The 26,349-nt window shown below is 63.1% G+C and carries 27 protein-coding genes; 19 read left to right on the top strand and 8 right to left on the bottom strand.

The annotated features are described in order from the left end of the window. Positions 1 to 15 precede the first annotated feature (15 nt). The gene (locus OIU19_RS10830; RefSeq protein WP_264234993.1) at positions 16 to 1,029 is read right to left on the bottom strand and encodes a GNAT family N-acetyltransferase; all 1,014 of its coding nucleotides are present in this window, start codon (positions 1,027 to 1,029) and stop codon (positions 16 to 18) included. A 63-nt stretch (positions 1,030 to 1,092) separates the two neighbouring features. Next, a complete protein-coding gene (locus OIU19_RS10835) occupies positions 1,093 to 1,890 on the bottom strand; it encodes an ABC transporter substrate-binding protein (RefSeq protein WP_264234994.1) in 798 nt (265 codons plus the stop codon). A 152-nt stretch (positions 1,891 to 2,042) separates the two neighbouring features. Here OIU19_RS10835 and OIU19_RS10840 point away from each other — a divergent pair, with 152 nt between their 5' ends. Beyond that, complete coding sequence (locus OIU19_RS10840; protein WP_264234995.1) at positions 2,043 to 2,594, top strand: exonuclease domain-containing protein; 552 nt, start codon at positions 2,043 to 2,045, stop codon at positions 2,592 to 2,594. A 74-nt stretch (positions 2,595 to 2,668) separates the two neighbouring features. Further along, entirely contained in the window at positions 2,669 to 2,953 is a 285-nt protein-coding gene (locus OIU19_RS10845) for a pyrimidine/purine nucleoside phosphorylase (protein ID WP_186555667.1), read from the top strand. A gap of 119 nt (positions 2,954 to 3,072) precedes the next feature. On the opposite strand, the gene OIU19_RS10850 is transcribed toward OIU19_RS10845, so the two are convergent. After that, entirely contained in the window at positions 3,073 to 3,762 is a 690-nt protein-coding gene (locus tag OIU19_RS10850) for an alpha/beta family hydrolase (RefSeq protein ID WP_264234996.1), read from the bottom strand. Positions 3,763 to 3,811: 49 nt separating this feature from the next. Here OIU19_RS10850 and ccoN (OIU19_RS10855) point away from each other — a divergent pair, with 49 nt between their 5' ends. The 17 genes from ccoN (OIU19_RS10855) (at position 3,812) to OIU19_RS10935 (ending at position 20,572) form a co-directional block, all read left to right on the top strand. Continuing rightward, a complete protein-coding gene (gene ccoN / locus OIU19_RS10855; protein WP_186555666.1) occupies positions 3,812 to 5,236 on the top strand; it encodes a cytochrome-c oxidase, cbb3-type subunit I in 1,425 nt (474 codons plus the stop codon). 13 nt (positions 5,237 to 5,249) lie between these two features. Then, positions 5,250 to 5,858, top strand: coding sequence for a cytochrome-c oxidase, cbb3-type subunit II (gene ccoO / locus OIU19_RS10860; RefSeq protein ID WP_186555665.1), 609 nt, complete (start codon positions 5,250 to 5,252; stop codon positions 5,856 to 5,858). 9 nt (positions 5,859 to 5,867) lie between these two features. Then, entirely contained in the window at positions 5,868 to 6,059 is a 192-nt protein-coding gene (locus OIU19_RS10865; RefSeq protein WP_186555787.1) for a cbb3-type cytochrome c oxidase subunit 3, read from the top strand. Further along, the gene (gene ccoP / locus OIU19_RS10870) at positions 6,056 to 6,997 is read left to right on the top strand and encodes a cytochrome-c oxidase, cbb3-type subunit III (RefSeq protein ID WP_264234997.1); all 942 of its coding nucleotides are present in this window, start codon (positions 6,056 to 6,058) and stop codon (positions 6,995 to 6,997) included. Before OIU19_RS10865 ends, ccoP (OIU19_RS10870) begins: the two co-directional genes overlap by 4 nt. Positions 6,998 to 7,457: 460 nt before the next feature. Continuing rightward, positions 7,458 to 8,900, top strand: a complete 1,443-nt coding sequence (gene ccoN, locus OIU19_RS10875; RefSeq protein WP_186555663.1) for a cytochrome-c oxidase, cbb3-type subunit I — start codon at positions 7,458 to 7,460, stop codon at positions 8,898 to 8,900. Beyond that, positions 8,900 to 9,508, top strand: coding sequence for a cytochrome-c oxidase, cbb3-type subunit II (gene ccoO / locus OIU19_RS10880; RefSeq protein WP_186555662.1), 609 nt, complete (start codon positions 8,900 to 8,902; stop codon positions 9,506 to 9,508). The genes ccoN (OIU19_RS10875) and ccoO (OIU19_RS10880) overlap by 1 nt, the downstream gene beginning before the upstream one ends. Before the next feature lie 5 nt (positions 9,509 to 9,513). Next, positions 9,514 to 9,723 carry a cbb3-type cytochrome c oxidase subunit 3 gene (locus OIU19_RS10885; RefSeq protein ID WP_264235134.1) on the top strand — a complete coding sequence of 70 codons (210 nt, stop codon included), beginning with the start codon at positions 9,514 to 9,516 and terminating at the stop codon, positions 9,721 to 9,723. Continuing rightward, positions 9,720 to 10,700 carry a cytochrome-c oxidase, cbb3-type subunit III gene (gene ccoP / locus OIU19_RS10890; RefSeq protein WP_186555661.1) on the top strand — a complete coding sequence of 327 codons (981 nt, stop codon included), beginning with the start codon at positions 9,720 to 9,722 and terminating at the stop codon, positions 10,698 to 10,700. The genes OIU19_RS10885 and ccoP (OIU19_RS10890) overlap by 4 nt, the downstream gene beginning before the upstream one ends. Positions 10,701 to 10,867: 167 nt before the next feature. Beyond that, on the top strand, positions 10,868 to 11,875 hold the full coding sequence (locus OIU19_RS10895) for a metallophosphoesterase (RefSeq protein ID WP_264234998.1): 1,008 nt from the start codon (positions 10,868 to 10,870) through the stop codon (positions 11,873 to 11,875). A 217-nt stretch (positions 11,876 to 12,092) separates the two neighbouring features. After that, on the top strand, positions 12,093 to 13,508 hold the full coding sequence (ccoG, locus tag OIU19_RS10900) for a cytochrome c oxidase accessory protein CcoG (RefSeq protein ID WP_264234999.1): 1,416 nt from the start codon (positions 12,093 to 12,095) through the stop codon (positions 13,506 to 13,508). Positions 13,509 to 13,519: 11 nt separating this feature from the next. Beyond that, on the top strand, positions 13,520 to 14,047 hold the full coding sequence (locus OIU19_RS10905) for a FixH family protein (protein WP_264235000.1): 528 nt from the start codon (positions 13,520 to 13,522) through the stop codon (positions 14,045 to 14,047). Positions 14,048 to 14,168: 121 nt separating this feature from the next. Further along, positions 14,169 to 16,622 (top strand): heavy metal translocating P-type ATPase, encoded by a 2,454-nt coding sequence (locus OIU19_RS10910; RefSeq protein ID WP_264235001.1) that lies wholly within the window; start codon positions 14,169 to 14,171, stop codon positions 16,620 to 16,622. Positions 16,623 to 16,658: 36 nt separating this feature from the next. Next, entirely contained in the window at positions 16,659 to 16,871 is a 213-nt protein-coding gene (gene ccoS, locus OIU19_RS10915; RefSeq protein ID WP_264235002.1) for a cbb3-type cytochrome oxidase assembly protein CcoS, read from the top strand. Further along, the gene (locus OIU19_RS10920) at positions 16,864 to 17,547 is read left to right on the top strand and encodes a sulfite exporter TauE/SafE family protein (protein ID WP_264235003.1); all 684 of its coding nucleotides are present in this window, start codon (positions 16,864 to 16,866) and stop codon (positions 17,545 to 17,547) included. The genes ccoS and OIU19_RS10920 overlap by 8 nt, the downstream gene beginning before the upstream one ends. Positions 17,548 to 17,666: 119 nt before the next feature. Beyond that, positions 17,667 to 19,049 carry an oxygen-independent coproporphyrinogen III oxidase gene (hemN, locus tag OIU19_RS10925; protein ID WP_264235004.1) on the top strand — a complete coding sequence of 461 codons (1,383 nt, stop codon included), beginning with the start codon at positions 17,667 to 17,669 and terminating at the stop codon, positions 19,047 to 19,049. Between the two features lie 187 nt (positions 19,050 to 19,236). Then, on the top strand, positions 19,237 to 19,971 hold the full coding sequence (gene fnrA / locus OIU19_RS10930; protein ID WP_186556035.1) for a Crp/Fnr family transcriptional regulator FnrA: 735 nt from the start codon (positions 19,237 to 19,239) through the stop codon (positions 19,969 to 19,971). Positions 19,972 to 20,023: 52 nt separating this feature from the next. After that, positions 20,024 to 20,572 carry an adenine phosphoribosyltransferase gene (locus OIU19_RS10935; RefSeq protein WP_186556034.1) on the top strand — a complete coding sequence of 183 codons (549 nt, stop codon included), beginning with the start codon at positions 20,024 to 20,026 and terminating at the stop codon, positions 20,570 to 20,572. A 174-nt stretch (positions 20,573 to 20,746) separates the two neighbouring features. On the opposite strand, the gene OIU19_RS10940 is transcribed toward OIU19_RS10935, so the two are convergent. Genes OIU19_RS10940 through OIU19_RS10960 form a run of 5 tightly spaced genes read right to left on the bottom strand, consistent with a single transcriptional unit; the run spans position 20,747 to position 26,080 of the window. Continuing rightward, positions 20,747 to 21,811 carry a 2,3-butanediol dehydrogenase gene (locus OIU19_RS10940; protein WP_264235135.1) on the bottom strand — a complete coding sequence of 355 codons (1,065 nt, stop codon included), beginning with the start codon at positions 21,809 to 21,811 and terminating at the stop codon, positions 20,747 to 20,749. Positions 21,812 to 21,865: 54 nt separating this feature from the next. Further along, complete coding sequence (locus OIU19_RS10945) at positions 21,866 to 22,972, bottom strand: acetoin dehydrogenase dihydrolipoyllysine-residue acetyltransferase subunit (RefSeq protein WP_264235005.1); 1,107 nt, start codon at positions 22,970 to 22,972, stop codon at positions 21,866 to 21,868. Then, positions 22,969 to 23,991: an alpha-ketoacid dehydrogenase subunit beta gene (locus tag OIU19_RS10950; protein WP_186556031.1), complete on the bottom strand. Its 1,023-nt coding sequence runs from the start codon at positions 23,989 to 23,991 to the stop codon at positions 22,969 to 22,971. The genes OIU19_RS10945 and OIU19_RS10950 overlap by 4 nt, the downstream gene beginning before the upstream one ends. A gap of 33 nt (positions 23,992 to 24,024) precedes the next feature. After that, positions 24,025 to 25,002: a thiamine pyrophosphate-dependent dehydrogenase E1 component subunit alpha gene (locus OIU19_RS10955; RefSeq protein WP_264235006.1), complete on the bottom strand. Its 978-nt coding sequence runs from the start codon at positions 25,000 to 25,002 to the stop codon at positions 24,025 to 24,027. A 22-nt stretch (positions 25,003 to 25,024) separates the two neighbouring features. After that, complete coding sequence (locus tag OIU19_RS10960) at positions 25,025 to 26,080, bottom strand: ATP-NAD kinase family protein (RefSeq protein ID WP_264235007.1); 1,056 nt, start codon at positions 26,078 to 26,080, stop codon at positions 25,025 to 25,027. Positions 26,081 to 26,349 lie beyond the last annotated feature (269 nt).

The raw sequence follows: 26,349 nt of genomic DNA on the forward strand, positions 1-26,349 counted from the left end.
TTGCAGCTCGAGCCGCTAGGCGAGCGTGCAGTGATCGAAGAAACGCTCGCGCCCCAGGATCATCAGTGCCGCGCGCTTGTGCGGAAAATCGAACTCCTTCTCGCAGTGAAAGCACTGATCGTGCATGTAGCCGATCATCTTGGCGTTGTCCGCCCGCGGCTCGGCGACCACCCGTTGGGTGCGCGGATCATCCAGGAACAGGTAATGCACCAGCGCCGACATCCAGCTGGCGACCTTGTGCGGCCCGCGATGGCTTTCTTCACCGACCAGCATGTGAATGCCACGGTCATAGTCATCGGCCGGGTAGAACGGCGCGATGCGGTCTTCCTTGGCCCAGTAGGCTTCGAAGTAGGCGAACGGCTGATCATCGAAGCAGCCGATCAGGGTGAGGGTATGGGGATCGGCTTGAAGCTTGCTCAAGTACTCGCGGTGCTGCTCGAGGCTGCCCTGCTCCTGCCAGAAGTGCGCCACTCGCGGGTTGTTCTGCCAGCGGTTGTAACGCTCAAGATCGTGCTCGATCTCAAGCGTGCGCAGTGACACCCAGGCCCCCAGGCGAGCATCGAAACGTCGATACACTTCACCGCGTGGCTTGGGTGCGCGTAGCGGGTGGCGCTTGCCGTTGCTGATGTGCATTTGCTGGGGATAGACGCCGTCATGTGACTCGCCCAACCACGGCTGGGGCAACTGCCAGAACAACGTGCGTTCGCTGCGGTACACGCCGGCGTGTTCGGTCGCCAGCAACAGGCCGCTGGCTTGGGCTTGCGCCACCGGATCGCTCAGGTGCCATTGCAGGCGCTGGCATGCAGGGTCGCGCGCAAACAACCAGTAGCAGGCAGCCCACAGCGCCTGCTGGCGGCGCTCGGCACAGATCGCTTGCACGTGCACCTCAAGCACCTCGCCGGGCACCAGCCGGAGCTGGATCAGCGGGCGTCCTTCAAGGGTCAAACTCAGCCGACAGTCGCCCTCATCGGCACTCAAACTGCGCCAACGTGGCAAGGACAGCGGCTGTGAAGCGGCATCGAACGGCATGGTCTTGGCTCACCGGAAATGAAAGAGAGGCTCACTCCTGAAACGTGGCCACTACCGGCTAATTTAGTCGACGGGGGCTGCGACGGTGATTCGGTAGGGCTGAAAGATGCGCAATAGCTCGCCATTTTCACGCAGGCGCCGCATGAGTTGCGCGAAGGCCTGGGGGCTGATCGGCGCTTGCGGTCGCAGCAAGGCATAGTGATGGTAGACCTGGTCGACCCGCTCGGAAGCCATCAATTGGCTGCGGCTGTCGGGATTACGTGCCAGGAAATCGCTGAAGAACGAGCGCGTGACCAAGGCAATATCGGCCCGCCCGCGCTGGACCATCGACAGGTTGCTGTCATGCGAATAGGTCAGCGTCGCGCCGTAGGTCTGGCGCAGGTAATGCGGATCGGAGTTGAACTCAGCGAATGCGTAGTGATAGCCGTTGTAGAGTGCCAGACGCTTGCCGCGCAGGTCCTGGAAATACTGCTGATCGCGGTTGCCTTGCTGGTGGGCGACGAAGATCTCGGCATCTTCAAGGCCCATGTCTACCGCCTGGTAGGCAATCTGCTGCCAACCCCATTGGGGGTTCTCGAAGATCGCCATGTCGGTGCGGCCTTGCTGAAAATCACCAAAGCGGCGCTGGATCGAGGTGGGCACCAGGACGAAGCGATAATCGCTTTGCAGCGCGTTGAGCGCCTCGGCCAGTTGTGTCAGCAAGCCACTTTCGCCGCCCTGCTCGGGGCGCACGGTATAAGGCGGGAAATGCGCCGCACCGATCCTCACCTCGACCACCGCCGCCGCTTGGCCTGCTGCGCCCAGGCACAACGCGGCCAAGCTCAGCAAGCAGGACACGGCCTTGAGGGGGGCTGGAGTCAAGACGAGACACTCATCACGGTATGCAACCTTAATGCGCCTAAGCTAGGCGTTTTCACCGGCGTACACAACCGACGGATATGCCAAAGTGCCAGGGGATGTCGGACGCCGCAGACTTTGGCTACTCTCTAGCGAGACTTGCGAGGGAGCCTGGCATGGGCCATTGGTTGGTGATCGACCTGGAGGCTACCACCGACGACGGTGGTTGGCCGGTCACGGAGATGGAAATCATTGAAATCGGCGCGAGCCTGGTAACCCGTGAAGGCCGCGAGGTTGACCACTTCCAGTGCTTCGTCAAACCGAAACGGCGACCGCAATTAACGCCCTTTTGCCGTGAGCTGACCCATATCAGCCAAGCTGATGTGGATGCTGCTGCGTGCTTCAAACAGGCCTGGGCGCAGTTCGAAGGCTGGCTTGGCCAGCAGACGCAAGAACTGCAAGCCTGGGTCAGCTGGGGTGACTATGACCGCAGGCAACTGCTACAGGAGTGGCATGACTACAAAGTGCGCAGCATTCTCCAGGAACTGCCGCACATCAACCTCAAGCAGCGCTTTGCCAAGGCTCGGCACTTGCAGCGCCCGGCTGGCCTGAACAGTGCCCTGCAACTGGCTGGCCTGCAGTTCACTGGCCAGCAGCATCGCGCCCTGGAAGATGCGCGCAATACCGCGCGTTTGCTACCGCTGAGCTTGCCTGTCGAAGGCACCTGAAAGCAGATGACGACGGGGCAGGCCTTGGGCATACTGGCCAGCCCTTTTTTCCATCGCTTTTTCAGGAGTCGCCCATGTTCAAGGTCAATGAATACTTTGATGGCACCGTCAAGTCGATCGCCTTCACCGGTAGCGAAGGCCCGGCCACTGTTGGCGTCATGGCCCCGGGCGAATACGAGTTCGGTACTGCCAAGCGCGAGATCATGCATGTGGTTTCCGGCGCTCTGAACGTCAAGCTGCCAGGCAGCGACAACTGGGAAAACTTCACCGCTGGCAGCCAGTTCAATGTGCCGGCCGACAGCAAGTTCCAGCTCAAGGTAGCGGTTGAGACCGCTTACCTGTGCGAGTACCGCGACTGATTTGTAGTCATAGGCGCTGCTTTGCAGCCCATCGCAGGTGAGCCAGCGCCTACAGGGATCGTGCAGTCCTGTAGGCGCTGGCTCACCTGCGATGGGACGCAAAGCGGCCGCAAAATGCGCTAACCAAGAAACGCCGCAATTCGCTCAGCCGCCGTCTGCAAATGCCCCTCATGGGTCAAGCCCGAAGCCTTCAATGGCTTCAGGTCATGGTCCGCCGCCCCCAGCCAGCACACCTCGATCGCTGGCGACAGCTCATACCCCTCGACCGCCTCGCGGTTACCCAAGGCATCGCGCTCGCCCTGAATGATCAAGGTCGGCGTGCGCAGCCCGGGCAAATGCTCGACCCGCGGCTTCTCCGGTTTGCCCACCGCATAGAACGGATAACCCAGGCACACCAATGCATCGGCCTCAAGCTCATCGGCCAGCAAACTGGCCATCCGCCCGCCCATCGACTTGCCGCCAATGGCCAGCTTGCCCGTGACCAAAGGTCGCACCTGCCGGTACACCTCGCGCCAGCATTCCAATAACACCTTCTGCGGGTTGGGCGGGCGTTTGCCGCCCGTTAGCCGCCGCTCGGCCATGTAGGGGAATTCGAAGCGCACCACCGCTACCCCTTGTGCCGCCAGCCTTTGCGCGATGTCCTGCATAAACCCGCTGTCCATCGGCGCGCCCGCGCCATGGGCCAGGATCAGCCCCCCCACATAGCCCTGTTCGCCGCCAATTTGCGCAGGATCGCAGCGCAAGCCTGGGACATTTGCCACTTGCGCCCATTGATCCCCGTCAATACCGGCACTTTGCCCATTAATCATGCTTGCCTCGCTGTTTAGCCTGCCTATAACCGTGGATGGGAACCCATACATGAACACAACAACCAGTACCGCCTATAACTACAAGGTGGTCCGCCAATTCGCCATTATGACGGTGGTGTGGGGAATCGTCGGGATGGGGCTCGGCGTTTTCATCGCCGCTCAACTCGCCTGGCCCGCCCTCAACTTCGACCTACCATGGACCAGCTTCGGCCGCCTGCGACCGCTGCATACCAATGCGGTGATCTTCGCCTTCGGTGGCTGCGCGCTGTTTGCCACCTCCTATTATTCGGTGCAGCGCACCTGCCAGACCACCTTGTTCGCACCAAAACTGGCGGCGTTCTCGTTCTGGGGCTGGCAGCTGGTGATTGTGCTGGCGGCCATCAGCCTGCCGTTGGGCTATACCAGCTCCAAGGAATACGCTGAGCTGGAATGGCCGATCGACATCCTGATCACCATTGTCTGGGTGGCCTATGCGATCGTGTTCTTCGGTACGCTGATCAAGCGCAATACCAAGCACATCTACGTCGGTAACTGGTTCTTCGGTGCGTTCATCCTCACCGTGGCGCTGCTGCACATCGTCAACAACCTGGAAATCCCGGTCAGCCTGACCAAGTCCTACTCGGTGTATGCCGGGGCCACGGACGCCATGGTCCAGTGGTGGTACGGCCACAACGCGGTGGGCTTCTTCCTGACCGCAGGCTTCCTGGGGATGATGTACTACTACGTGCCCAAGCAGGCCGAACGCCCGGTGTACTCCTATCGCCTGTCGATCGTCCACTTCTGGGCGCTGATCACCCTGTACATCTGGGCAGGCCCGCACCACCTGCACTACACCGCCCTGCCCGATTGGGCGCAGTCGTTGGGCATGGTCATGTCGCTGATTCTCCTGGCCCCGAGCTGGGGCGGCATGATCAACGGCATGATGACCCTGTCGGGGGCCTGGCACAAACTGCGCAGCGACCCGATCCTGCGCTTTTTGGTGGTGTCCCTGGCGTTCTACGGCATGTCGACCTTCGAAGGGCCGATGATGGCGATCAAGACGGTCAACGCCCTGTCGCACTACACCGACTGGACCATCGGCCACGTCCACGCTGGCGCCCTGGGCTGGGTTGCGATGATCTCGATCGGCGCGCTGTACCACACCATTCCCAAGATCTACGGCAAAGAGCGCATGTACAGCCTGGGCCTGATCAACGCGCACTTCTGGCTGGCGACCATCGGCACCGTGCTGTACATCGCCTCGATGTGGGTCAACGGCATCGCCCAGGGCCTGATGTGGCGCGCGGTCAACAGCGACGGCACGCTCACCTACTCGTTCGTCGAGACCCTGGTGGCCAGCCACCCAGGCTTCATCGTGCGCTTCGTCGGTGGTGCGATCTTCCTCAGCGGCATGTTCCTGATGGCCTGGAACACCTGGCGCACGGTGCGCGCACCGGCCGCCGTCGCCGCCCCTGCGAACGCCCAGCTGGCCTGAGGAGACAAGCCTGATGAAACATGAAGTCATCGAGAAAAACGTCGGCCTGCTGGCACTGTTGATGGTGTTCGCCGTCAGCATCGGCGGCCTGACCCAGATCGTCCCGCTGTTCTTCCAGGACGTCACCAACAAGCCGGTCGAAGGCATGAAGCCCTACACCGCGTTGCAGCTCGAAGGGCGCGACATCTACATCCGCGAAGGCTGCGTGGGCTGCCACTCGCAGATGATCCGCCCATTCCGTGCCGAGACCGAGCGTTACGGCCACTACTCGGTGGCCGGTGAAAGCGTCTGGGATCACCCGTTCCTGTGGGGCTCCAAGCGCACCGGCCCGGACTTGGCCCGGGTGGGTGGACGCTACTCGGACGACTGGCACCGCGCGCACTTGTACAACCCGCGCAACGTGGTGCCGGAGTCGAAGATGCCGTCCTATCCGTGGCTGGTCGCGCACCAGGTCGACAACAGCCATACCGACACCAAGATGCGTGCCCTACGCACCCTCGGCGTGCCTTACAGCGACGCCGACATCGCTGGCGCCCGGGACGCGGTCAAGGGCCACACCGAGATGGACGCGTTGGTGGCGTACCTGCAGGTGCTCGGCACCGCGATCAAGAACAAGAGGTAAGCGATGGAACTGTCAATCGACATCGGCATGATCCGCGGCCTGGGCACCCTGGTGGTGATGATCGCCTTCATCGGCCTGAGCCTATGGGTTTTCAACCGTCGCCGCGACCGTGATTTCGCCGAAGCGCGCCTGCTGCCCTTCGACGATGACCGCCTGCCCCCCGCCGGGCAGGAACCTGCCATGAGGAGCACCCAGCAATGACCACCTTCTGGAGTACGTACATCAGCGTACTGACCCTCGGCAGCCTGATCGGCCTGACCTGGCTGCTGCTCGGCACCCGCAAGGGCCAGAGCAAGGACACCACCGACCAGACCATGGGCCACGCCTTCGATGGCATCGAGGAGTACGACAACCCGTTGCCCAAATGGTGGTTCTGGCTGTTCGTCGGCACCCTGGCCTTTGGCGTCGGCTACCTGATCCTGTATCCGGGCCTGGGCAACTGGAAAGGCGTACTGCCCGGCTATCAGGACGGCTGGACGCAAGTGAAGGAATGGCAGAAGGAAATGGACAAGGCCGACGCCCGCTTCGGCCCGATCTTCGCCAAGTTCGCCGCCATGCCGGTGGAGGAAGTGGCCAAGGATCCGCAGGCGCTGAAAATGGGCAGCCGGCTGTTCGCCTCCAACTGCTCGGTGTGCCACGGCTCGGATGCCAAAGGCGCTTACGGCTTTCCCAACCTGACCGACAAGGATTGGCGCTGGGGTGGCGAGCCGGAAACCATCAAGGCCTCGATCATGGGCGGCCGCCATGGCGTCATGCCAGCGTGGTCGGAAGTGATCGGTGAGCAGGGCGTGGCCGATGTGGCGGCGTTCGTGCTGACCCGCATGGATGGCCGCAGCCTGCCGCAAGGGGTCAAGGCCGATCCGCTCAAGGGCCAGGAGATCTTTGCCGCCAACTGCGTGGCGTGTCATGGGCCTGAAGGCAAGGGCACTCCAGCGATGGGCGCGCCTGACCTGACCCACCCACAGGCGTTCATCTATGGGTCGAGCTTTGCCCAGCTGCAACAGACCATCCGCTATGGTCGCCAGGGGCAGATGCCGGCCCAGGAAGAGATTCAGGGGCATGACAAGGTGCATCTGCTGGCCGCTTATGTGTATAGCCTGTCGCAGGAGGAGCCTGCTGAGACCGTAACCGCCAAGTAATCGCTGCAAGCCTTATCGCGGGGCAAGCCCGCTCTCACGTACAACGTGGGAGCAGGCTTGCCCCGCGATGCGTTTCCCCCCTCCCCTTGCACCCCCTTCGAACAGAACTAAGCTTGTTGCCCAAGTGACCACGCATCGTGCGCCGGTCTGCGACGCGGCGCATGGCCTGACGCTGCGCAGAACTTTGGAACGCTTTACCTACGGCTTTGGGATGATGTCTTGCGTGCCCTGGCCCTCGAAAAAAAGCTTGACCGATCGATCAGAAAAAGGTGAAAAACGGTACACATTACAAATATTTATTTGTGTACAATCCTCCGAACCCGACAACCGCGGGACGGCGGTGAGAGGGCCTGGACACGGGTCGGCGCAAGGATCCTTGCGTTGCCATAACCCTAGGGGTTACCGATACTGGCGCCGATTTTTCAACCAACAAGAACTACCCAAACCGTGGAACCTTAGAATGAGCACAGCAATCAGTCCGACTGCTTATAACTATAAGGTCGTCCGCCAGTTCGCCATCATGACGGTGGTCTGGGGGATCCTTGGCATGGGCCTGGGCGTCTTCATCGCCTCGCAACTGGTATGGCCGCAGCTTAACCTGGACCTGCCATGGACGAGCTTCGGACGCCTGCGCCCACTGCACACCAACCTGGTGATCTTCGCCTTCGGAGGCTGTGCACTGTTTGCCACCTCCTACTATGTAGTGCAGCGCACCTGCCAGACCCGGCTGATCTCCGACAGCATGGCCGCTTTCACCTTCTGGGGTTGGCAGGCGGTGATCGTCGGTGCGCTGATCACCCTGCCGATGGGCTACACCACCACCAAGGAATATGCCGAGCTCGAGTGGCCGATCGCGATCCTGCTGGCCATCGTCTGGGTCACCTACGCGCTGGTGTTCTTCGGCACCATCGTCAAGCGCAAGACCAAGCACATTTATGTCGGTAACTGGTTCTATGGCGCGTTCATCGTGGTCACCGCGATGCTGCACATCGTCAACCATATCTCGCTGCCGGTCAGCCTGTTCAAGTCGTATTCGGCCTATGCCGGCGCAACCGACGCGATGATCCAGTGGTGGTACGGGCACAACGCCGTGGGCTTCTTCCTGACCACCGGCTTCCTGGGCATGATGTACTACTTCGTACCCAAGCAGGCCGAGCGGCCGATCTACTCCTATCGCCTGTCGATCGTCCACTTCTGGGCACTGATCACCCTGTACATCTGGGCCGGCCCGCACCACCTGCACTACACCGCCCTGCCTGACTGGGCGCAGTCGCTGGGCATGGTCATGTCGATCATCCTCCTGGCGCCCAGCTGGGGCGGCATGATCAACGGCATGATGACCCTGTCGGGAGCCTGGCACAAACTGCGCACCGACCCGATCCTGCGCTTTTTGGTGGTGTCCCTGGCGTTCTACGGCATGTCGACCTTCGAAGGGCCGATGATGGCGATCAAGACGGTCAACTCGCTGTCGCACTACACCGATTGGACCATCGGCCACGTCCACGCTGGCGCCCTCGGTTGGGTTGCGATGATCTCGATTGGCGCTGTGTATCACATGATTCCCAAGCTCTACGGCCGGGCGCAAATGCACAGCGTCGGGCTGATCAACGCGCACTTCTGGCTGGCGACCATCGGCACTGTGCTGTACATCGCCTCGATGTGGGTCAACGGCATCACCCAAGGCCTGATGTGGCGCGCGATCAACGATGACGGCACGCTCACCTACTCGTTCGTCGAGGCGCTGCAGGCCAGCCATCCAGGCTATATCGTTCGCGCCCTGGGCGGTGCGTTCTTCGCCTCGGGGATGTTGCTGATGGCCTACAACGTGTTGCGCACGGTACGTGCCGCTGATGCCACGCAAGCGGAAGAAGCCGCCAAGATCGTCGTCGTGGGAGCCCACTGATGAAGCATGAAGCAGTCGAGAAGAATATCGGCCTGTTGGCCTTCTTCATGGTCATTGCCGTGAGCATTGGCGGCCTGACCCAGATCGTCCCGCTGTTTTTCCAGGACGTCACCAACAAGCCGGTCGAAGGCATGAAGCCGCGCACTGCGCTGGAACTGGAAGGGCGCGATATCTATATCCGCGAAGGTTGCGTGGGTTGTCACTCGCAGATGATTCGCCCGTTCCGCGCCGAAACCGAGCGTTATGGCCACTATTCGGTGGCCGGTGAAAGCGTCTGGGATCATCCGTTCCTGTGGGGTTCCAAGCGTACCGGTCCGGACTTGGCCCGGGTGGGTGGGCGCTACTCCGATGACTGGCACCGCGCGCATCTGTACAACCCGCGCAACGTGGTGCCGGAATCGAAGATGCCGTCCTACCCGTGGCTGGTCGAGCACAAGCTCGATGGCAAGGACACCGCGAAGAAGCTCGAAGTACTGCGCACCCTGGGCGTGCCGTACACCGACGCCGACATTGCCGGCGCCGCCGACGCGGTCAAGGGCAAGACCGAGATGGACGCCCTGGTGGCGTACCTGCAAGGCCTTGGCACCATCATCAAGAGCAAACGGTGACGCTGATGGATATCGGAATGATCCGCGGCCTGGGCACCGTTGTGGTGATGGTGGCCTTTGTCGGCCTGGCCCTGTGGGTGTTCAACCCACGGCGCAAGAAGGAATTCGACGAAGCCACCCAACTGCCCTTCGCCGACGATCCCGAGGCCAGCCGGCACGTCGAGCAAGCGCACGCTAAAGCGCAAGAGAAAGCTTCTGGGAGCAAACAAGAATGACAACCTTCTGGAGTCTGTACGTCACAGTCCTGACGTTGGGCACTATCTTCGCCCTGACCTGGCTGTTGCTGTCGACCCGCAAGGGCCAGCGCGAAGAGGTCACCGACGAGACCGTCGGGCATGCCTTCGACGGGATCGAGGAATACGACAACCCGCTGCCCAAGTGGTGGTTCTGGCTGTTCGTCGGCACCATCATCTTCGCCCTCGGCTACCTGGTGCTGTACCCCGGCCTGGGCAACTGGAAAGGCGTGCTACCAGGCTACAGCTACCTGGATACCGACAAGCAGACCGAATTCGCCAACGGCGAGCCAGGCTGGACCGGCGTGCATGAGTGGGAAAAAGAAATGGCCAAGGCCGATGCCCGCTTCGGGCCGATCTTCGCCAAATTCGCCGCCATGCCGATCGAAGAGGTGGCCAAGGACCCTCAAGCGCTGAAAATGGGCGGACGGCTGTTCGCCTCCAACTGCTCGGTGTGCCACGGCTCCGACGCCAAGGGCTCGTATGGCTTCCCCAACCTGACCGACAAGGATTGGCGCTGGGGTGGCGAGCCGGAGACCATCAAGACCACCATCATGAATGGTCGTCACGGGGTGATGCCGGCCTGGGCCGAGGTCATTGGCGAGCAAGGCGTGGCCGATGTCGCCGCCTACGTACTGACCAATCTGGACGGGCGCAAGCTGCCGGAAGGGATCAAGGCCGATGCTGCCAATGGCCAGAAGATCTTCGCCGCCAACTGCGTCGCCTGCCACGGACCTGAAGCCAAGGGTACGCCGGCCATGGGTGCGCCTGACCTGACCCATCCGCAGGCGTTCATCTACGGCTCAAGCTTCGCCCAGTTGCAGCAGACCATCCGCTATGGCCGCCAAGGCCAAATGCCGGCCCAGGCCGAGCTGCAGGGCAATGACAAGGTGCACCTGCTGGCGGCCTACGTCTACAGCCTGTCGCACCAGGAGCAAACCACCGAGCAAGCCGAGTGATCTTGCGCAACGGCCCTGCCGCTTCCAACCGGAAGGGCCGTTGCGGATTCGACCGAGCCCGGCACTCGCCCAGCTACAGGAACAGCTTCCGGCTTCTGCCCCGCCACTCGCCTCTCAACACTCCCTCCAGCCAGGCGTATCGCCTGACTTACCAAGAGGGAGCTTGCATGACTACATCTGATCTGGATCGACGCTTCGAAACCGTTCTGCCGCCCAAGCGGCCCGGCCCCGCTGGCAAGCGCGCTACACCGCGCGCGTTCGTCTTCGCCTCCGATCCTCAGTACCCCTGGACCCCAGCTTCGGATTTGAACCTGGAGCAAAGCGCTGCCGACCGGGACCAGGAATCGGCGCAGCTGATCAACCAGCAGTACGCCAATATTGCCGACTACCGCGCGCACATGGGGGGCACGGCAATACCGGTGATGATCAACGGCGACATGACGGCCTATGGGCACGCCTGGCAGCGCAGGGTGCTGTATCCGATCCTTGAGCGGCACTTGCAGGACAATTACTACTTCGGCCTGGGCAACCACGATTACGAGAACAACACGACCTTCAACAACGGTGCCGCCCGCGACAGCATCCTGGACCTGATCGACCACCACCGTGAGCGGGTCGACACCATGGACATCAGCGCCATTACAGATCGTCGGCAGACCCATTACAGCGGCAGCCTGGCCTACAGCAAGAATTTCGGCAGGGTGCGCCTGATCCAGCTCAATAACGAACCCACCTATGAGCTGGGCTTCCAAAGCGGTTGGGCCTGGCCGCTCGAGCATCGCCATCGCTTCGATATCAGTGGCTCTTTACAGTGGCTCGAAGGTCAATTACAGGAAGCCTACGACAGTGGGCAGATCATCCTGCTGAACCTGCATAAGCCCAATGACTGGCACGGAAGCTGGCAAGAGCGGGCGAATTTTCGCAACCTGATCAATCACTTTCGCGTCGACGCGGTATTCGCAGGGCATGTGCATCGCGAGCCAGGTCGCTGGTACCGCGACTTGAACTCGTTCGGCAACGCCATTCCCGTTTATCTAAGCGGCTCGGCCTCGCAGAGCACCTACCTGATCGCAGAACTGAACGACAGCGCCGACAGCCTGAGCGTACGCCTGGTGCGGGGCAACGACTGGCGCTCAGCCGAGGAGATCGACCAGTTGCAACTGTATAAGCCATGAAGGCAGCAACTAAACGCAATGTTCATGTGGACTGTCAATTGATCCACATCAAATGAACATCGCATACACCAACCCAACGCTTTACCCAATGCGACCAAAAGTCGCAGGGTGAACCTAGGCGCCATGACGGGCGTATCATGCTCGCAGGCGCCTACTACACCTGACCGCGGCCGGCATGCACTGGCCGCGGCATTTACCACTGCCGTGGGACTTGATGATGAGCAAGCAAATTCCGGTACATGATGTCACCCCGCCTGCCAAACAAGGAAAGGACTCTGTCGACCTCTACGCTGCCCGTGAAAAAATCTACACCCGTGCCTTCACCGGGGTGTTCCGCCGCCTGCGCATGGTCGGCGGCGCTGTCCTGTTCCTGCTCTACTTCGGCACCGTGTGGCTGAACTGGGGCGGTCACCAGGCGGTCTGGTGGAACCTGCCTGAGCGCAAGTTCTACATCTTTGGCGCGACCATCTGGCCGCAAGACTTCATCCTGCTCTCCGGGATCCTCATCGTCGCCGCCTTCGGCCTGTTCTTCATCACCGTGTTCGCCGGCCGCGTCTGGTGCGGTTACACCTGCCCGCAGAGCGTCTGGACCTGGATCTTCATGTGGTGCGAAAAGGTCACCGAAGGCGACCGCAACCAACGCATGAAACTCGACCGCGCACCGATGAGCGCCAACAAGCTGCTGCGCAAGACGGCCAAGCACAGCATGTGGCTGCTGATCGGTTTCGTCACCGGGGTGACGTTCGTCGGCTACTTCTCGCCCATCCGCGAACTGGTGACCGAGTTTTTCACCGGCCAAGCTGACGGCTGGGCCTACTTCTGGGTCGGTTTCTTCACCCTGGCCACCTATGGCAATGCCGGCTGGTTGCGCGAGCAAGTGTGCGTGTACATGTGCCCGTATGCGCGTTTCCAGAGCGTGATGTTCGACAAGGATACGCTGATCGTCTCCTACGACCCGCGCCGCGGCGAAACCCGTGGCCCACGCAAGAAAGACCTCGACTACAAGGCCAAGGGCCTGGGCGACTGTATCGACTGCACCATGTGCGTGCAGGTCTGCCCGACTGGCATCGACATCCGCGACGGCCTGCAGATCGAGTGCATCGGCTGCGCGGCGTGCATCGACGCCTGTGACAGCATCATGGACAAGATGAACTACCCCCGGGGCCTGATCAGCTATACCACCGAACACAACCTGTCGGGCCAGAAGACCCACCTGGCCCGCCCGCGCCTGATCGGCTATGCGCTGGTGTTGCTGGTGATGATCGGCGTCCTGGGCACAGCCTTCGCCACCCGCTCGCTGGTCGGTTTCGATGTCAGCAAGGACCGCGTGCTGTACCGCGAGAACGCCCAGGGACGGATCGAAAACGTCTACAGCCTCAAGGTGATGAACAAGGATCAGCGCGACCACGTCTACGTGCTCGACGCCACTGGCCTGCCGGACCTGAAGCTTGAAGGCCACCGCGAGATTCGCGTTGCCGCCGGTGATATCGTCAGCCTGCCGGTGCAGTTGTCGGTTGCCCCCGAGCAGTTGCCCTCGACCACCAACGAAGTCATGTTCATCCTCAGGGACGCCGACGACAACGGCACCCAGGTTGAAGCCAAGAGCCGTTTCATCGGCCCGCAAATACGCTAAGGAATCGCTGCATGCCTGCCACCGCCACCAGCCCCTGGTACAAGCACCTCTGGCCCTGGATCATCATCGCTATCCTGACCACCTCGGTGTGCCTGAGCCTGACCATGGTCAGCATTGCCGTGCGCAACCCGGACAACCTGGTCAACGACAACTACTACGAAGCCGGCAAAGGCATCAACCGCTCACTGGACCGCGAGCTGCTGGCGCAGACCCTCAACCTCAAGGCGCGGGTGTACCTGGACGAGCTGACCGGCGAAGTCGAGCTGCGCCTGACCGGTAACAGCGATCCGCAGACGCTGGAATTGAACCTGATCTCGCCGACCCAGCCGGACAAAGACCGCAAGGTAACGCTGGCCCGCAGCGAGCCGGGGCGTTATGTCGGCCAACTGGATGACAAGGTCGAGGGGCGGCGCTTCGTCGAACTGCTGGGCAGCCAGGATGGTCATGTCTGGCGCTTGTTCGAGGAGGAAAAGGTCGAGCATGGGCTGACCCTGGAGCTGGGTGACGAGGCCCTGCAAGGGGCTGAGCGTCAGCAGTGAGTAATGCCATGAGTTTGGCTTGCGTATATCACCGCGTGGGCACGGGACACGTGGGAGCTGGACACGTGGGAGCGGGCTGCATGCGCGTTCTCCAAAGCAAATTGTGCAAGGCAGTAGACCTGTGACCCAGCCCACCCCCTGCTACCACTGCGCCCTGCCCGTCCCTGCCGGCAGTCGCTTTAGCGCCGTGGTCCTTGGTGAACCCCGCGCATTCTGCTGCCCCGGTTGCCAGGCGGTGGCCGAATCCATCGTTGCCGGTGGCCTTGAGCACTATTACCAACACCGCAGCCAGACCAGCGCCAACCCCGAAGCCCTGCCGCAACAGTTGCAGGATGAACTGGCGCTGTACGACCGCAGCGATGTACAGCAGACCTTCGTGCACCATGCCGATGACCTCGCCGAAGCGACGCTGATGGTCGAAGGCATCAGCTGCGCCGCCTGTGGCTGGCTGATCGAAAAGCACCTGCGCAACCTGGACGGGGTCGCCGATGCGCGACTCAACCTGTCCAACCATCGTTTGCTGATCAGCTGGGACGACCGCCAACTGCCCCTGTCCAAGCTGATGGCCGAGCTGCGCCACATCGGCTATGCCGCCCACCCGTACCAGCCCGACCAGGCCGCCGAGCAACTGGCCCGGGAAAACCGCAGCGCCCTGCGCCGCCTGGGCGTGGCTGGCCTGCTGTGGTTCCAGGCGATGATGGCGACCATGGCTACCTGGCCCGAATTCAACATCGACCTGAGCGCTGAACTGCACACCATCCTGCGCTGGATCGCGCTGTTTCTCACCACGCCGATCGTCTTCTACAGCTGCGCACCGTTCTTCAAGGGCGCTGCTCGCGACCTGCGCACCCGCCACCTGACCATGGACGTTTCGGTCTCACTGGCCATCGCCCTGGCGTACGGCGCCGGGATCTGGACGGCAATCACTGGCAGTGGCGAGCTGTACTTCGACACCGTCGGCATGTTCGCGCTGTTTCTGCTTACTGGCCGCTACCTGGAGCGCCGCGCCCGCGAACGCACCGCCGCCGCCACCGCGCAACTGGTCAACCTGCTGCCCAGTTCCTGCCTGCGGCTGGACCGCGACGGGCGCAGCGAGCGCATCCTGCTGGCCGAGCTGCAACGGGGCGATCAGGTACAAGTGCTGCCCGGCGCGGTGATTCCCGCCGATGGGCGGATCATCGAAGGCCGCTCGAGCATCGACGAGTCGCTGCTGACCGGCGAGTACCTGCCGCTGGCGCGGCGCGCTGGCGACCGGGTGACGGGGGGCACGCTCAATGTAGAAAGCACCCTCACCGTCGAGGTCGAGGCGCTTGGCCAGGAAACACGCCTGTCGGCGATTGTCCGGCTGCTGGAGCGCGCCCAGTCGGAGAAACCGCGGCTGGCGCAGATCGCCGACCGTGCCTCGCAGTGGTTCTTGCTGTTCACCTTGGTCGCCGCAGCCGCTATCGGCCTGCTCTGGTGGCAACTGGACGCGTCGCGGGCGTTCTGGATCGTCCTGGCCATGTTGGTCGCGACCTGCCCCTGCGCGCTGTCGCTGGCCACTCCCACTGCACTGACCGCCGCAACCGGCACCCTGCACAAGCTCGGTCTGCTGGTCACCCGCGGCCATGTGCTGGAAGGGCTGAACCAGATCGACACGGTGATCTTCGACAAGACCGGCACCCTCACCGAAGGCCGCCTGGCGCTGCGCAGCATTCGCCCGCTGGGCGCGCTCGCTGCCGACCGCTGCCTGGCGCTTGCCGCTGCCCTGGAAAACCGCTCCGAACACCCCATCGCCCGCGCCTTCGGCCGCGCTGCGCAGCCTGCCGAGCAGGTACAGAACGTGCCAGGCCTGGGCCTTGAGGGCGCCGTCGACGGCCAGCGCCTGCGCATTGGCCAGGCCAGCTTCGTCTGCGCCCTGAGCGGCGCTGAAATACCTGTCGTACCCGAGCCGCGTGGCCAGTGGCTGCTGCTCGGCGACCGCCAAGGCCCACTGGCCTGGTTCGGCCTGGACGATCGCCTGCGCGAGGATGCCAAGGATCTGCTCGAGGCCTGCAAGGCGCGCGGCTGGCAGACACTGCTGCTGTCAGGCGACAGCTCGCCGATGGTCGCCGAAGTGGCCGCCCAACTGGGCATCGACCAGGCCATTGGCGGCCTGCGTCCGGACGACAAACTGGCACGCCTGCGCGCGCTGCAGGCCGAAGGGCGCAAGGTGCTGATGCTCGGCGACGGGGTCAATGACGTGCCGGTGCTGGCCGCAGCCGACATCAGCATCGCCATGGGCTCGGCCACTGACCTGGCTAAGACCTGCGCCGATGCAGTGCTGCTGTCCAATCGCCTGCAAGCGTTGGCGCAAGCCTTCGACCTGGCCCGCCGGACCCGGCGTAATATCCTCGAGAACCTGCTGTGGGCGACGCTGTATAATGGCCTGATGTTGCCGTTTGCCGCCCTGGGCTGGATCACCCCGGTCTGGGCTGCCATCGGCATGTCGCTCAGTTCGTTGATCGTGGTGCTCAATGCCCTGCGCCTGACCCGGCTCAAAGACGACGCCTTATCGCCGGGCAAGCCCGCTGCCACGCTGCAATCGCTGGCCTGAACCGCCCCGCGATGACAGTTACTGAAGGATGACCGTATGCCTGCCCTCTACATCATGATCCCCGCAGCCCTGCTGATCGTTGGTGTGGCCGTGTACATCTTCTTCTGGGCGGTGGACAGCGGCCAGTACGACGACCTCGACAGCCCCGCGCACAGCATCCTGTTCGACGACCAGGACCCACAGCACCAGGCCGCGGTCAAAGCCGATGGCGACAAGCCCAAAGACGAGGACCAACCCCCTCGTGGCTGACCTGCTGCCTCTGCTTGGCTCAGCCCTGGTACTCGGCCTGCTCGGTGGCGGCCACTGCCTGGGCATGTGCGGCGGCCTGATGGGCGCCTTGACGCTGGCCATCCCCCCAGAGCAACGCGGGCGGCGCCTGCGCCTGCTGCTGGCCTACAACCTCGGCCGTATCCTTAGCTACACCTGCGCAGGCCTGCTGCTCGGCCTGGCCGGTTGGGCCGTGGCCAGCAGCCCGGCGGCCCAGGGGCTGCGGGTGGCGGCGGCGTTGCTGTTGATCGCCATGGGCCTGTACCTGGCCGGTTGGTGGAGCGGGCTGACCCGCATCGAAGCTCTTGGGCGCGGGCTGTGGCGGCATATTCAGCCGCTGGCCACGCGATTGTTGCCGGTATCGAGCTTGCCCCGAGCGCTGCTGCTCGGCGCACTGTGGGGCTGGCTACCCTGTGGACTGGTGTACAGCACCCTGCTGTGGGCGGCGAGTCAAGGCAATGCCGGCTACAGCGCGGCGCTGATGCTGGCGTTTGGCCTGGGCACCTGGCCGGTGTTGCTGGCCACAGGGCTCGCCGCAGAGCGGGTCAATGCCCTGCTACGCCGACGCAGCGTACGCATGGCCGGTGGCTTGCTGGTGATCATGTTTGGTTTGTGGACACTGCCAGGGCCGCACCAGCACTGGCTCATGGGCCACTGAGCAAGCCAGGCGGCTGCACAGCGCCCATGCCCCAACGCCCGTTGATACAAATCAACATGAATTGTTACCGCCCCCCCTAGACTCCGGACACTGCTGCTCCTATACCGGGGACTACCCTCATGCTCGACGACCTGCGTTGGGATGCCGACCTGATCCGCCGCTACGACCTGGCCGGCCCTCGCTACACCTCTTACCCAACCGCGGTGCAACTGCACAGCGAGGTGGGCTCGTTCGACCTGCTCCACGCCCTGCGCGAGAGCCGGCGGGCGGTGCGGCCGTTGTCGCTGTACGTGCACGTGCCGTTCTGCGCCAACATCTGCTACTACTGCGCCTGCAACAAGGTGATCACCAAGGACCGTGCGCGGGCCCTGCCCTACCTGCAACGCCTGGAGCAGGAGATCCAACTGATCGCCTGCCACCTGGACCCCAAGCAAAAGGTTGAGCAACTGCACTTTGGCGGCGGCACGCCAACCTTCCTCAGTCACGTCGAGCTGCGCCAGCTGATGGCCAGCCTGCGCCAGCACTTCCACCTGCTCGACGACGATTCTGGCGACTACGGCATCGAGATCGACCCGCGTGAAGCCGACTGGTCGACCATGGGCCTGCTGCGCGAACTGGGCTTCAATCGGGTCAGCCTCGGCGTGCAGGATCTCGATCCGGTCGTGCAGCGTGCGGTCAACCGCCTGCAGAGCCTGGAGCAGACCCGCGCGCTGATCGAGGCGGCGCGCACCTTGCAGTTCCGCTCGGTCAACCTCGACCTGATCTACGGCCTGCCCAAGCAGACCCCGGAAGGCTTTGCCCGCACCGTCGAAGAGGTGATCCGCCTGCAGCCAGATCGGCTGTCGGTGTTCAACTACGCGCACCTGCCTGAACGCTTCATGCCCCAGCGGCGCATCGACAGCAACGATTTGCCGGCCCCGGCAGCGAAGCTTGAGATGCTCCACGCCACCATCGAGCAACTGACTAACGCGGGTTATCGCTACATCGGCATGGACCACTTCGCCCTGCCGGACGACGAGTTGGCCATCGCCCAGGAAGAAGGCACCCTGCAACGCAACTTCCAGGGCTACACCACCCATGGTCACTGCGATCTGATCGGCCTGGGGGTTTCGGCGATCAGCCAGATCGGCGATTTGTACTGCCAGAACAGCAGCGACCTGAACACCTACAAAGAGACCCTGTCCAGCGCGCAATTGGCGACCCAGCGCGGGTTGCTGTGCAATCAGGACGATCGTATTCGGCGGGCGGTGATCCAGCAGTTGATCTGCCACTTCGAGCTGGAGTTCGAGCAGATCGAGCGGCAGTTCACGCTGGATTTTCGCGGCTATTTCAATGCGCTGTGGCCTGAACTGCAGGCCATGCACCGCGACGGCTTGATCAGCCTGGACAGCAAGCGCATCAAGGTCCTGCCGGCTGGGCGGCTGCTGGTACGCTCGGTGTGCATGGTGTTCGATGCCTACCTGGGGCTGCACAATCGTCAGCGCTTTTCGCGGGTGATCTGACGTACAGCGAGACGATCAACCGCATGGACATCCTCGCGTGGCGAGCACACTATTGGCCAGTGACAGGCTGCGGCCAACCAGAATCGCAGCTCGGTCAGCGCGCACCAAAATAGCGCAAGCTGGCCTACAGCCTATGCCGTCGGTTATCCTTACGGCTTATGTGTGCTTTCCCACAAGGATCGAAGAAATGTCCGAGCCAGTTAAACTGCGCCCACACAACCAGGCCCACTGCAAGGATTGCAGCCTGGCCCCCCTGTGCCTGCCCCTGTCCCTTAACCTTGAAGACATGGATGCACTGGATGAAATCGTCAAGCGCGGCCGCCCGCTGAAGAAGGGCGAGTTCCTGTTCCGCCAGGGTGACAATTTCGGCTCGGTCTATGCAGTACGCTCCGGCGCCCTGAAGACGTTCAGCCTGAGCGACAGCGGCGAAGAGCAGATCACCGGCTTCCATCTGCCCAGCGAGCTGGTCGGCCTGTCCGGCATGGACACCGAAGCCTATCCGGTCTCGGCCCAGGCCCAGGAGACCACTTCGGTCTGCGAGATCCCCTTCGAGCGCCTCGATGAGCTGTCGGTGCAACTGCCGCAGTTGCGTCGCCAGCTGATGCGGGTGATGAGCCGGGAAATCCGCGACGACCAGCAAATGATGCTGCTGTTGTCGAAAAAAACCGCCGACGAGCGCATCGCCACCTTCCTGGTCAACCTGTCGGCGCGCTTCCGCGCCCGCGGTTATTCGGCCAACCAGTTCCGCCTGAGCATGTCGCGCAACGAGATTGGCAATTACCTAGGCCTGGCGGTAGAAACCGTTTCGCGAGTGTTCACCCGCTTCCAGCAAAACGGTCTGATCACTGCCGAAGGCAAGGAAGTGCATATCCTCGACCCGATCCAGCTGTGTGCATTGGCGGGCGGTGCAATCGAAGTCTGAAGCTAACGGTTCGGGGTATACTTGCTGCTTGGTTTTTCAGGATACCCCTTCCATGCACAGCGACACCTTCGACCTCAAAGCCCTGATCCGCCCGGTAGTGGACTTTCCCAAACCGGGGGTGATCTTCCGCGATATCACGCCGTTGTTCCAGTCGCCGCGCGGCTTGCGCTATGTGGCCGACCAGTTCATCGAGCGTTATGTCGAGGCCGAATTCAGCCATATCGGCGCCATGGATGCGCGCGGCTTTCTGATTGGCTCGATCATCGCCCACCAACTGAACAAGCCGCTGATCCTGTTCCGCAAGCAGGGCAAGCTGCCGGCTGACGTGCTCTCTGAGGGCTACCAGACCGAATATGGCGAGGCCTTCCTGGAAGTGCATGCCGACAGCCTGTGCGAAGGCGATTCGGTGCTGATCTTCGATGACTTGATCGCCACCGGCGGCACCTTGCTGGCAGCTGCCAATCTGGTGCGTCGCACGGGTGCTGAAGTGTTCGAGGCGGCGGCGATCATCGATCTGCCGGAGCTGGAAGGTTCGCGTCGGCTGCAGGCGGCGGGTGTGCCGACGTTCTGCCTGACTGAGTTTTCGCTGAGCGAATACTGAGTGCGTTCAGTTGATTGATGGGCCAGCCTGGCTGGCCTGATCGCGGGGCAAGCCCGCTCCCACGATAGCGCTGCCACAATAGTGCTGCCAAGTGGCTATTACAGGTTGGCGCTAGACACAGATTGGCGTGGGAGCGGGCTTGCCCCGCGATGAGGCCCTATCAAACGCCAGAGATCAGCGCCCGCCCGGCGAAACGATGATCTTCACATTCTCCTCCTTGTTGTTGACCAACTCCTCGAACCCCAGCTCGACAATCTGCTCCAGGCCAATGCGCCCCGTCACCAGCGGGCGGATATCCAGACGCCCATCGGCAATGAAGGCAATCACATCGGCAAATTCGCCGTTGTAGGCCAACGCCCCAAGCACCTGTTTCTCGGTCGAGACCAGATCGAAGAAGTTGAACGCACTGGGCTCCTCGAAGATCCCCACCAGCACGCACTTGCCCGCTTTGCGAATGGCATCGATGGCAAGCTTGGCGGTGTGCTTGTTGCCGATACACTCAAAACTCACATCCGCGCCCAGCCCCGCCGTTAGCCCGCGGATCTCGGCCAGGGCATCGCATTGGCTGGGGTCGAGCACGGCACTGGCGCCCACTTGCAGGGCCTTGGCCTTACGTGCCGAGGACATTTCCAGGGCGATCACCTGCGCCGCGCCCGCCGCCTTGGCACACATGATGGTACAGAGGCCGATGGTGCCCGCACCGACCACCACCACGTTCTGCCCCAGCAGGCTGCCGGCCTTCTTCACTGCATGCATGCCCACCGCCAGTGGCTCGATCAACGCCCCCGCCTCACGCGGGAAACCTTCTGGCAAGCGGTACAGCAGGTTGGCCGGTACATTCACTCGCTCGGCAAAGGCACCGTTGTTCATCAGCCCGGTAAAAGCCAGCTTTTCGCAGATGTTGTACAAGCCATGGGTGCAGTAATAGCAGCTGCCGCAATGCTGGCAGGCATCGGCCGCCACTGCATCGCCGACGGCGTAGCCGCTGACACCCTCGCCGAGCTTGGCGATCTCGCCGCAGAACTCATGACCCAGGATGCATTGCCCCTGGATCCCGGTCAGCGGATGCGGCGCCTCGACCGGTATGAACACCGGGCCTGCGACGTATTCGTGCAGGTCCGAGCCGCAGATCCCGCACCAATCCACCTTGATCTGCACCCAGCCAGGCGGCGGATCGTCCGGCAGCGGTACCTGTTCGACGCGAATATCGTGGCGGCCATGCCAGACGGCGGCGCGCATATGGGTGTGGCTCAGGTCGTTCATTATTGTTGTCTCCAGGCTCACGTAAGTGACTCAGTGTTTGCGCAGGAACGCCTGCAAGGCTTGGTTGACCTGCTCGGCAGCCTCCATCTGGACCATGTGCCCAACCCCGTCGATCAGCAGCACTTCGGCTTCCACGCCTTGGCTGTGGCTGGCGGGGATGATCGCGTCCTGGCTGCCCCAAACCACCAGGGCCGGATGTTGCCCAAGCACCCCGCGCAAGTCGTGACGCTGGCGATCGCCCTCGGCGATGCTCGCCGCCAGTTGCCGCAGGGCGCTGTCGACGCCTTCCAGGCGCTTGAACTTGAGCATGTCCTCGAGCATCTGCCGGGTTACCAGGCCCTGATCGGCAAACAGCGTGCTCATGTGTGGCTTGAGCGCATTGCGATTGCCCGCCTCGACGAAGCCCTGCAGGTACTGGCCATTGATCTGCGCGCCTAAGCCGGCGCTGGCAATCAGGCTCAGGCTGGCCACCCGCTGGGGTGCCAGGCGCGCCAGGTTGAGGCTGACCGCGCCGCCCATCGAGTGCCCTGCCAGGTGGGCGCGGGGAATGTCGAGGTGATCGAGCAGCGCCAGCAGCGCGTCACTCAATTCATCCAGATCGCCCCGTTGCAGAGCCTTGGCCGACTCACCATGACCGGGCAGATCGAGCGCGATGACCCGACGCTCGGCCGCCAGCGCCGGATGATTGAACAGCCAATTGTTCAGGTCGCCAGCAAAGCCATGCACCAGCACCAGCGGCGTGCCGCCCTCGCCCAGCTCGAACCAGCGCAACAGCCGGCCGCCGACCTCAGCCTTCTGCGACGTCGGCCCCTGGGCTTGATCGGCACCGCCGTCGGCCACGAACTCGGCCTGAAAGCGCTGTACCACCGCATCGATCTCAGCCTCCTGCGCCTCGCCCTCGACCACCACTGCCAGCAGCGCACCGACCGGCAAGGTCTCGTCAGGCTTGGCCACCTGCCGGCGCAGCACGCCACTGAACGGCGCCTCGACGCTACTGCTGATCTTATCGGTCTCGACATCCAGCACTTCATCGCCTTTGTTGATCTGCTCGCCTTCCTGCTTGAGCCAGGTGTCGACCCGGCCCTCGGTCATCGACAGGCCCCATTTGGGCATGGTCAGGGTATGGATCTGGCTCATGCGGCGCTCCTTGCAGCTTCGATGACCTTGCGCACGGCAGCCTCGATCTTCGCCGCAGTGGGGATGTACAGGTCTTCCAGGGCATCGGAGAACGGCACCGGGGTGTGCGGCGCGGTGACCATCTCGATCGGCCCCTTGAGCGATGAGAAGGCTTTCTGTGCCACCAGCGCGCTGATGTCGGTGGCCATCGAGCAGCGTGGATTGGCCTCGTCGATCACTACCAGCCGACCGGTTTTTTCCACGCTTTCCAGGATGCTGTCTTCATCCAGCGGGCTGGTGGTGCGCAAGTCCAGCACTTCGCAGTCGATGCCCTGGCGCGCGAGGTTGTTGGCCGCCTCCATGGCCAGGTGGACCATGCGCCCGTAGGTCACCAGGGTCACGTCGTCGCCGTCGCGCAGGTAGTTGGCTTCTCCGAAGGGCACGGTGTAGAGCTCCTCGGGGACCTCGCCTTGCATGCTGTAGAGCAGTTTGTGCTCGCAGAAGATGACCGGGTCGTTGTCGCGAATCGCCTGGATCAGCAAGCCCTTGGCGTCATACGGCGAAGAGGGGCAGACCACTTTCAGGCCGGGGATGTGGGTCCACAGCGAGGTGAGCATCTGCGAATGCTGGGCGGCGGCGCGCAGGCCGGCGCCGACCATGGTGCGCATCACCAGCGGGGTCACCGCCTTGCCGCCGAACATGTAGCGGAACTTGGCCGCCTGGTTGAGGATCTGGTCCAGGCAGCAACCCGCGAAGTCGACGAACATCAGTTCGCACACCGGACGCAGGCCCTGGGTGGCCGCGCCCACTGCAGCCCCGACGTAGCCGATCTCCGACAAAGGTGCATCCAGCACCCGACCGGGGAACTGGTGGTAAAGACCCTTGGTCACCCCTAACACACCGCCCCAGGCATCGTCCTCGCCAGGCGCACCGGCTCCGCCGGCCACGTCCTCACCAATGATGAACACGCTCGTGTCGCGGCGCATTTCCTGGGCCAGGGCCTCGTTGATGGCCTGCTGGTAGCTGATCTTTCTTGCCATGATGATTCTCCTGTCGTTGTTGTTGTGCCGGAGTCAGGGATAGGCGACGTAGACGTCGGTGAGCAGGTCGGCCGGTTGCGGCTTGGGGTCGGCTTTGGCGCGGCGCACGGCGTCCTCGATCAGGTCTTCGACCTGGGCATCGATGGCATCGAGTTGCTCGGCGCTGAGCACGCCGCTACGGGTGGTCTTGTTACGGAACAGCAGCAGGCAGTCGCGGGTTTCGCGCAGGTTCTTCACTTCATCCGGGGCGCGGTAGGTTTGTGCATCGCCCTCGAAGTGGCCGTAATAGCGGGTCAGCTTGACCTCGATCAGCGACGGGCCTTGGCCGGCACGGGCGCGCTCGATGGCAGCGCCAGCGGCTTCGTGCACGGCGAAGAAGTCGAAGCCATCGATGGTGACCCCGGGCATGCCAAAGCCTGCCGCGCGGTCGGCGATATGGTCACAGGCCACCGACCAGTTCGACGCGGTAGCCTCGGCGTAGCCGTTGTTCTCGGCCACGAAGATGCACGGCAGGTTCATGATCGAGGCCATGTTCATCGCCTCGAACACCGCGCCCTCGTTGGAGCCGCCATCGCCGAAGAAGGCCACCGAAACGTCATCGCGGCCCTTGAGCTTGGCCGCCAGGGCTGCGCCCGCGACCAGCGGCGCACCGGCCCCGACGATGCCATTGGCGCCGAGCATGCCCTTCTCCAGGTCAGCGATGTGCATCGAGCCGCCCTTGCCGCCACACACGCCGGTCTTCTTGCCGTAGATTTCGGCCATCATCCCGTACACATCGACGCCCTTGGCGATGCAATGGCCGTGGCCACGGTGGTTGGAGGCAATACAGTCGGAATCGCGCAGATGCGCCATGACGCCGGCCGCCGACGCTTCTTCGCCGGCGTACAGATGAACGAAACCGGGGATTTCGCCGGTGGCAAACTCCACATGCAGACGCTCTTCGAAGGCACGGATCGTGCGCATCACTTGATAGGCGTGGAGCAATTGCTCGGAACTGAGGTGAGTGGACATCTTGTTGTTCTCCAGGGTTGTCTCAACACAGGTTTGCAGGGAGCTGCCGGTGACCGCGCGGTACCGCCAGCAGGTGATGACGGGCGGCATGCGCCAGCACGGCCTCGACGTCGATGGTCAGCGGGCCTCGATGGTCGAGGGTGATGGTGGGGGTGTCGTGCTCGGCGAACTCGATCTCGCGTTCGCCATCCAGGGCCAGGGTGCCGGTGGATAGGCTCAATGAGTAGGCGACGCCGGGCGTGAGTGCGCCGCTGGCGGTGATCCCGCAGCCTTGCAGCAGGCCGGGGGCCAGCGGCGCCAACAGGGCCTGCTCAGCGCCGGGATGCAGGCGCACCCAGGCGCCTTCCGCGGCCTGGCGCGACACCGGGCACCACAGCCCGCAGAGCGCCGACAGGCCAATCGCGTGGGGTTCGGCGAAGCAGGCGAACACTTCTGCCAAGTCTTCGCTGCGGCTCAATGCGCGCGCGCCGACGAAACGCTGTGGGGAGACGGCCACTTCGACCAAGGCCCATTCGCACAGGCCTTGCTCGGGCACGCGCACCAGCAGGCGCTTGTTGCGACGCAGGCCGATGCTGGAGGGAATGCGACCACTGGCCACCAGGCCACCCGCAAGGCCGGCGCTGGTCGCCTCGCGCAGCTCCGGGAAGGCATTGTTGGTGCCGGTGGAAAGGGTCAACAGCGGCACGTCACCGGCCTCGGCTGCCACCGCCTTATGCGTGCCATCGCCGCCCAGTACCGCGATCAGGCTGGCGCCGCGCTCGACCATCCAGCGCGCGGCCAGACGGGTATCGGCGACCGTCTGGGTCAGTGGCAGATCGAGCACCTGCAGCGCCGGCCAATGCTGGTCGCGGGCAACTGGGCCGCCGCTGGCCTTGAGCACAGCGGCGGCGATCCCGGTCATATCGGTTGGCAACAGCACCTGGGCGATGCCGGTGGCGCCGAAGGCTGCGAGCAGACGCTGGATGGCCGAAGCCTTGTCGGTACTGGAATAGAGCCCTGCGTTAGCGGTCAGGCGACGCAGGTCGCGGCCCGAAGCTGGGTTGGCAATGATCCCGACGATTGGCGCGGGTTGCGGCATGGCGCACCTCATTTTCTTGTTTGCCAGGGCTAGAGCAAGGGCGGTGCCAGCTTTGCAACTACACGCGCCAGATGCCGAGCTAGAGCGCTTCCAGCGCGACAAGACAGGCCCCTGCGCCAGCCGCTGCGAGACGCTGCGTACCGGTCAGGCCAGGCGCTGGGCGAGACGCTGAGACGCAGCGTCTCAGCGCCACCGGCAAGCACATGGCGCTTGTCGCCGCTCGCCCACAAGCGCTTAATGGCCGCATAACGACAAGAACACGAGAACCG

Origin of the sequence: Pseudomonas sp. BT-42-2 (assembly GCF_025847435.2) — a bacterium.
Taxonomy (GTDB): Bacteria; Pseudomonadota; Gammaproteobacteria; order Pseudomonadales; family Pseudomonadaceae; genus Aquipseudomonas; species Aquipseudomonas urmiensis.

What these genes read in the sequence shown, in the direction of transcription:
- OIU19_RS10830 (WP_264234993.1), bottom strand. Translation starts at nt 1,029, where the DNA reads ATGCCGTTCGATGCCGCTTCACAGCCGCTGTCCTTGCCACGTTGGCGC.
- OIU19_RS10840 (WP_264234995.1), top strand. Translation starts at nt 2,043, where the DNA reads ATGGGCCATTGGTTGGTGATCGACCTGGAGGCTACCACCGACGACGGT.
- OIU19_RS10845 (WP_186555667.1), top strand. Translation starts at nt 2,669, where the DNA reads ATGTTCAAGGTCAATGAATACTTTGATGGCACCGTCAAGTCGATCGCC.
- OIU19_RS10850 (WP_264234996.1), bottom strand. Translation starts at nt 3,762, where the DNA reads ATGATTAATGGGCAAAGTGCCGGTATTGACGGGGATCAATGGGCGCAA.
- ccoN (WP_186555666.1), top strand. Translation starts at nt 3,812, where the DNA reads ATGAACACAACAACCAGTACCGCCTATAACTACAAGGTGGTCCGCCAA.
- ccoO (WP_186555665.1), top strand. Translation starts at nt 5,250, where the DNA reads ATGAAACATGAAGTCATCGAGAAAAACGTCGGCCTGCTGGCACTGTTG.
- ccoP (WP_264234997.1), top strand. Translation starts at nt 6,056, where the DNA reads ATGACCACCTTCTGGAGTACGTACATCAGCGTACTGACCCTCGGCAGC.
- ccoN (WP_186555663.1), top strand. Translation starts at nt 7,458, where the DNA reads ATGAGCACAGCAATCAGTCCGACTGCTTATAACTATAAGGTCGTCCGC.
- ccoO (WP_186555662.1), top strand. Translation starts at nt 8,900, where the DNA reads ATGAAGCATGAAGCAGTCGAGAAGAATATCGGCCTGTTGGCCTTCTTC.
- OIU19_RS10885 (WP_264235134.1), top strand. Translation starts at nt 9,514, where the DNA reads ATGGATATCGGAATGATCCGCGGCCTGGGCACCGTTGTGGTGATGGTG.
- ccoP (WP_186555661.1), top strand. Translation starts at nt 9,720, where the DNA reads ATGACAACCTTCTGGAGTCTGTACGTCACAGTCCTGACGTTGGGCACT.
- OIU19_RS10895 (WP_264234998.1), top strand. Translation starts at nt 10,868, where the DNA reads ATGACTACATCTGATCTGGATCGACGCTTCGAAACCGTTCTGCCGCCC.
- ccoG (WP_264234999.1), top strand. Translation starts at nt 12,093, where the DNA reads ATGAGCAAGCAAATTCCGGTACATGATGTCACCCCGCCTGCCAAACAA.
- OIU19_RS10905 (WP_264235000.1), top strand. Translation starts at nt 13,520, where the DNA reads ATGCCTGCCACCGCCACCAGCCCCTGGTACAAGCACCTCTGGCCCTGG.
- ccoS (WP_264235002.1), top strand. Translation starts at nt 16,659, where the DNA reads ATGCCTGCCCTCTACATCATGATCCCCGCAGCCCTGCTGATCGTTGGT.
- hemN (WP_264235004.1), top strand. Translation starts at nt 17,667, where the DNA reads ATGCTCGACGACCTGCGTTGGGATGCCGACCTGATCCGCCGCTACGAC.
- fnrA (WP_186556035.1), top strand. Translation starts at nt 19,237, where the DNA reads ATGTCCGAGCCAGTTAAACTGCGCCCACACAACCAGGCCCACTGCAAG.
- OIU19_RS10935 (WP_186556034.1), top strand. Translation starts at nt 20,024, where the DNA reads ATGCACAGCGACACCTTCGACCTCAAAGCCCTGATCCGCCCGGTAGTG.
- OIU19_RS10940 (WP_264235135.1), bottom strand. Translation starts at nt 21,811, where the DNA reads ATGCGCGCCGCCGTCTGGCATGGCCGCCACGATATTCGCGTCGAACAG.
- OIU19_RS10945 (WP_264235005.1), bottom strand. Translation starts at nt 22,972, where the DNA reads ATGAGCCAGATCCATACCCTGACCATGCCCAAATGGGGCCTGTCGATG.
- OIU19_RS10950 (WP_186556031.1), bottom strand. Translation starts at nt 23,991, where the DNA reads ATGGCAAGAAAGATCAGCTACCAGCAGGCCATCAACGAGGCCCTGGCC.
- OIU19_RS10955 (WP_264235006.1), bottom strand. Translation starts at nt 25,002, where the DNA reads ATGTCCACTCACCTCAGTTCCGAGCAATTGCTCCACGCCTATCAAGTG.
- OIU19_RS10960 (WP_264235007.1), bottom strand. Translation starts at nt 26,080, where the DNA reads ATGCCGCAACCCGCGCCAATCGTCGGGATCATTGCCAACCCAGCTTCG.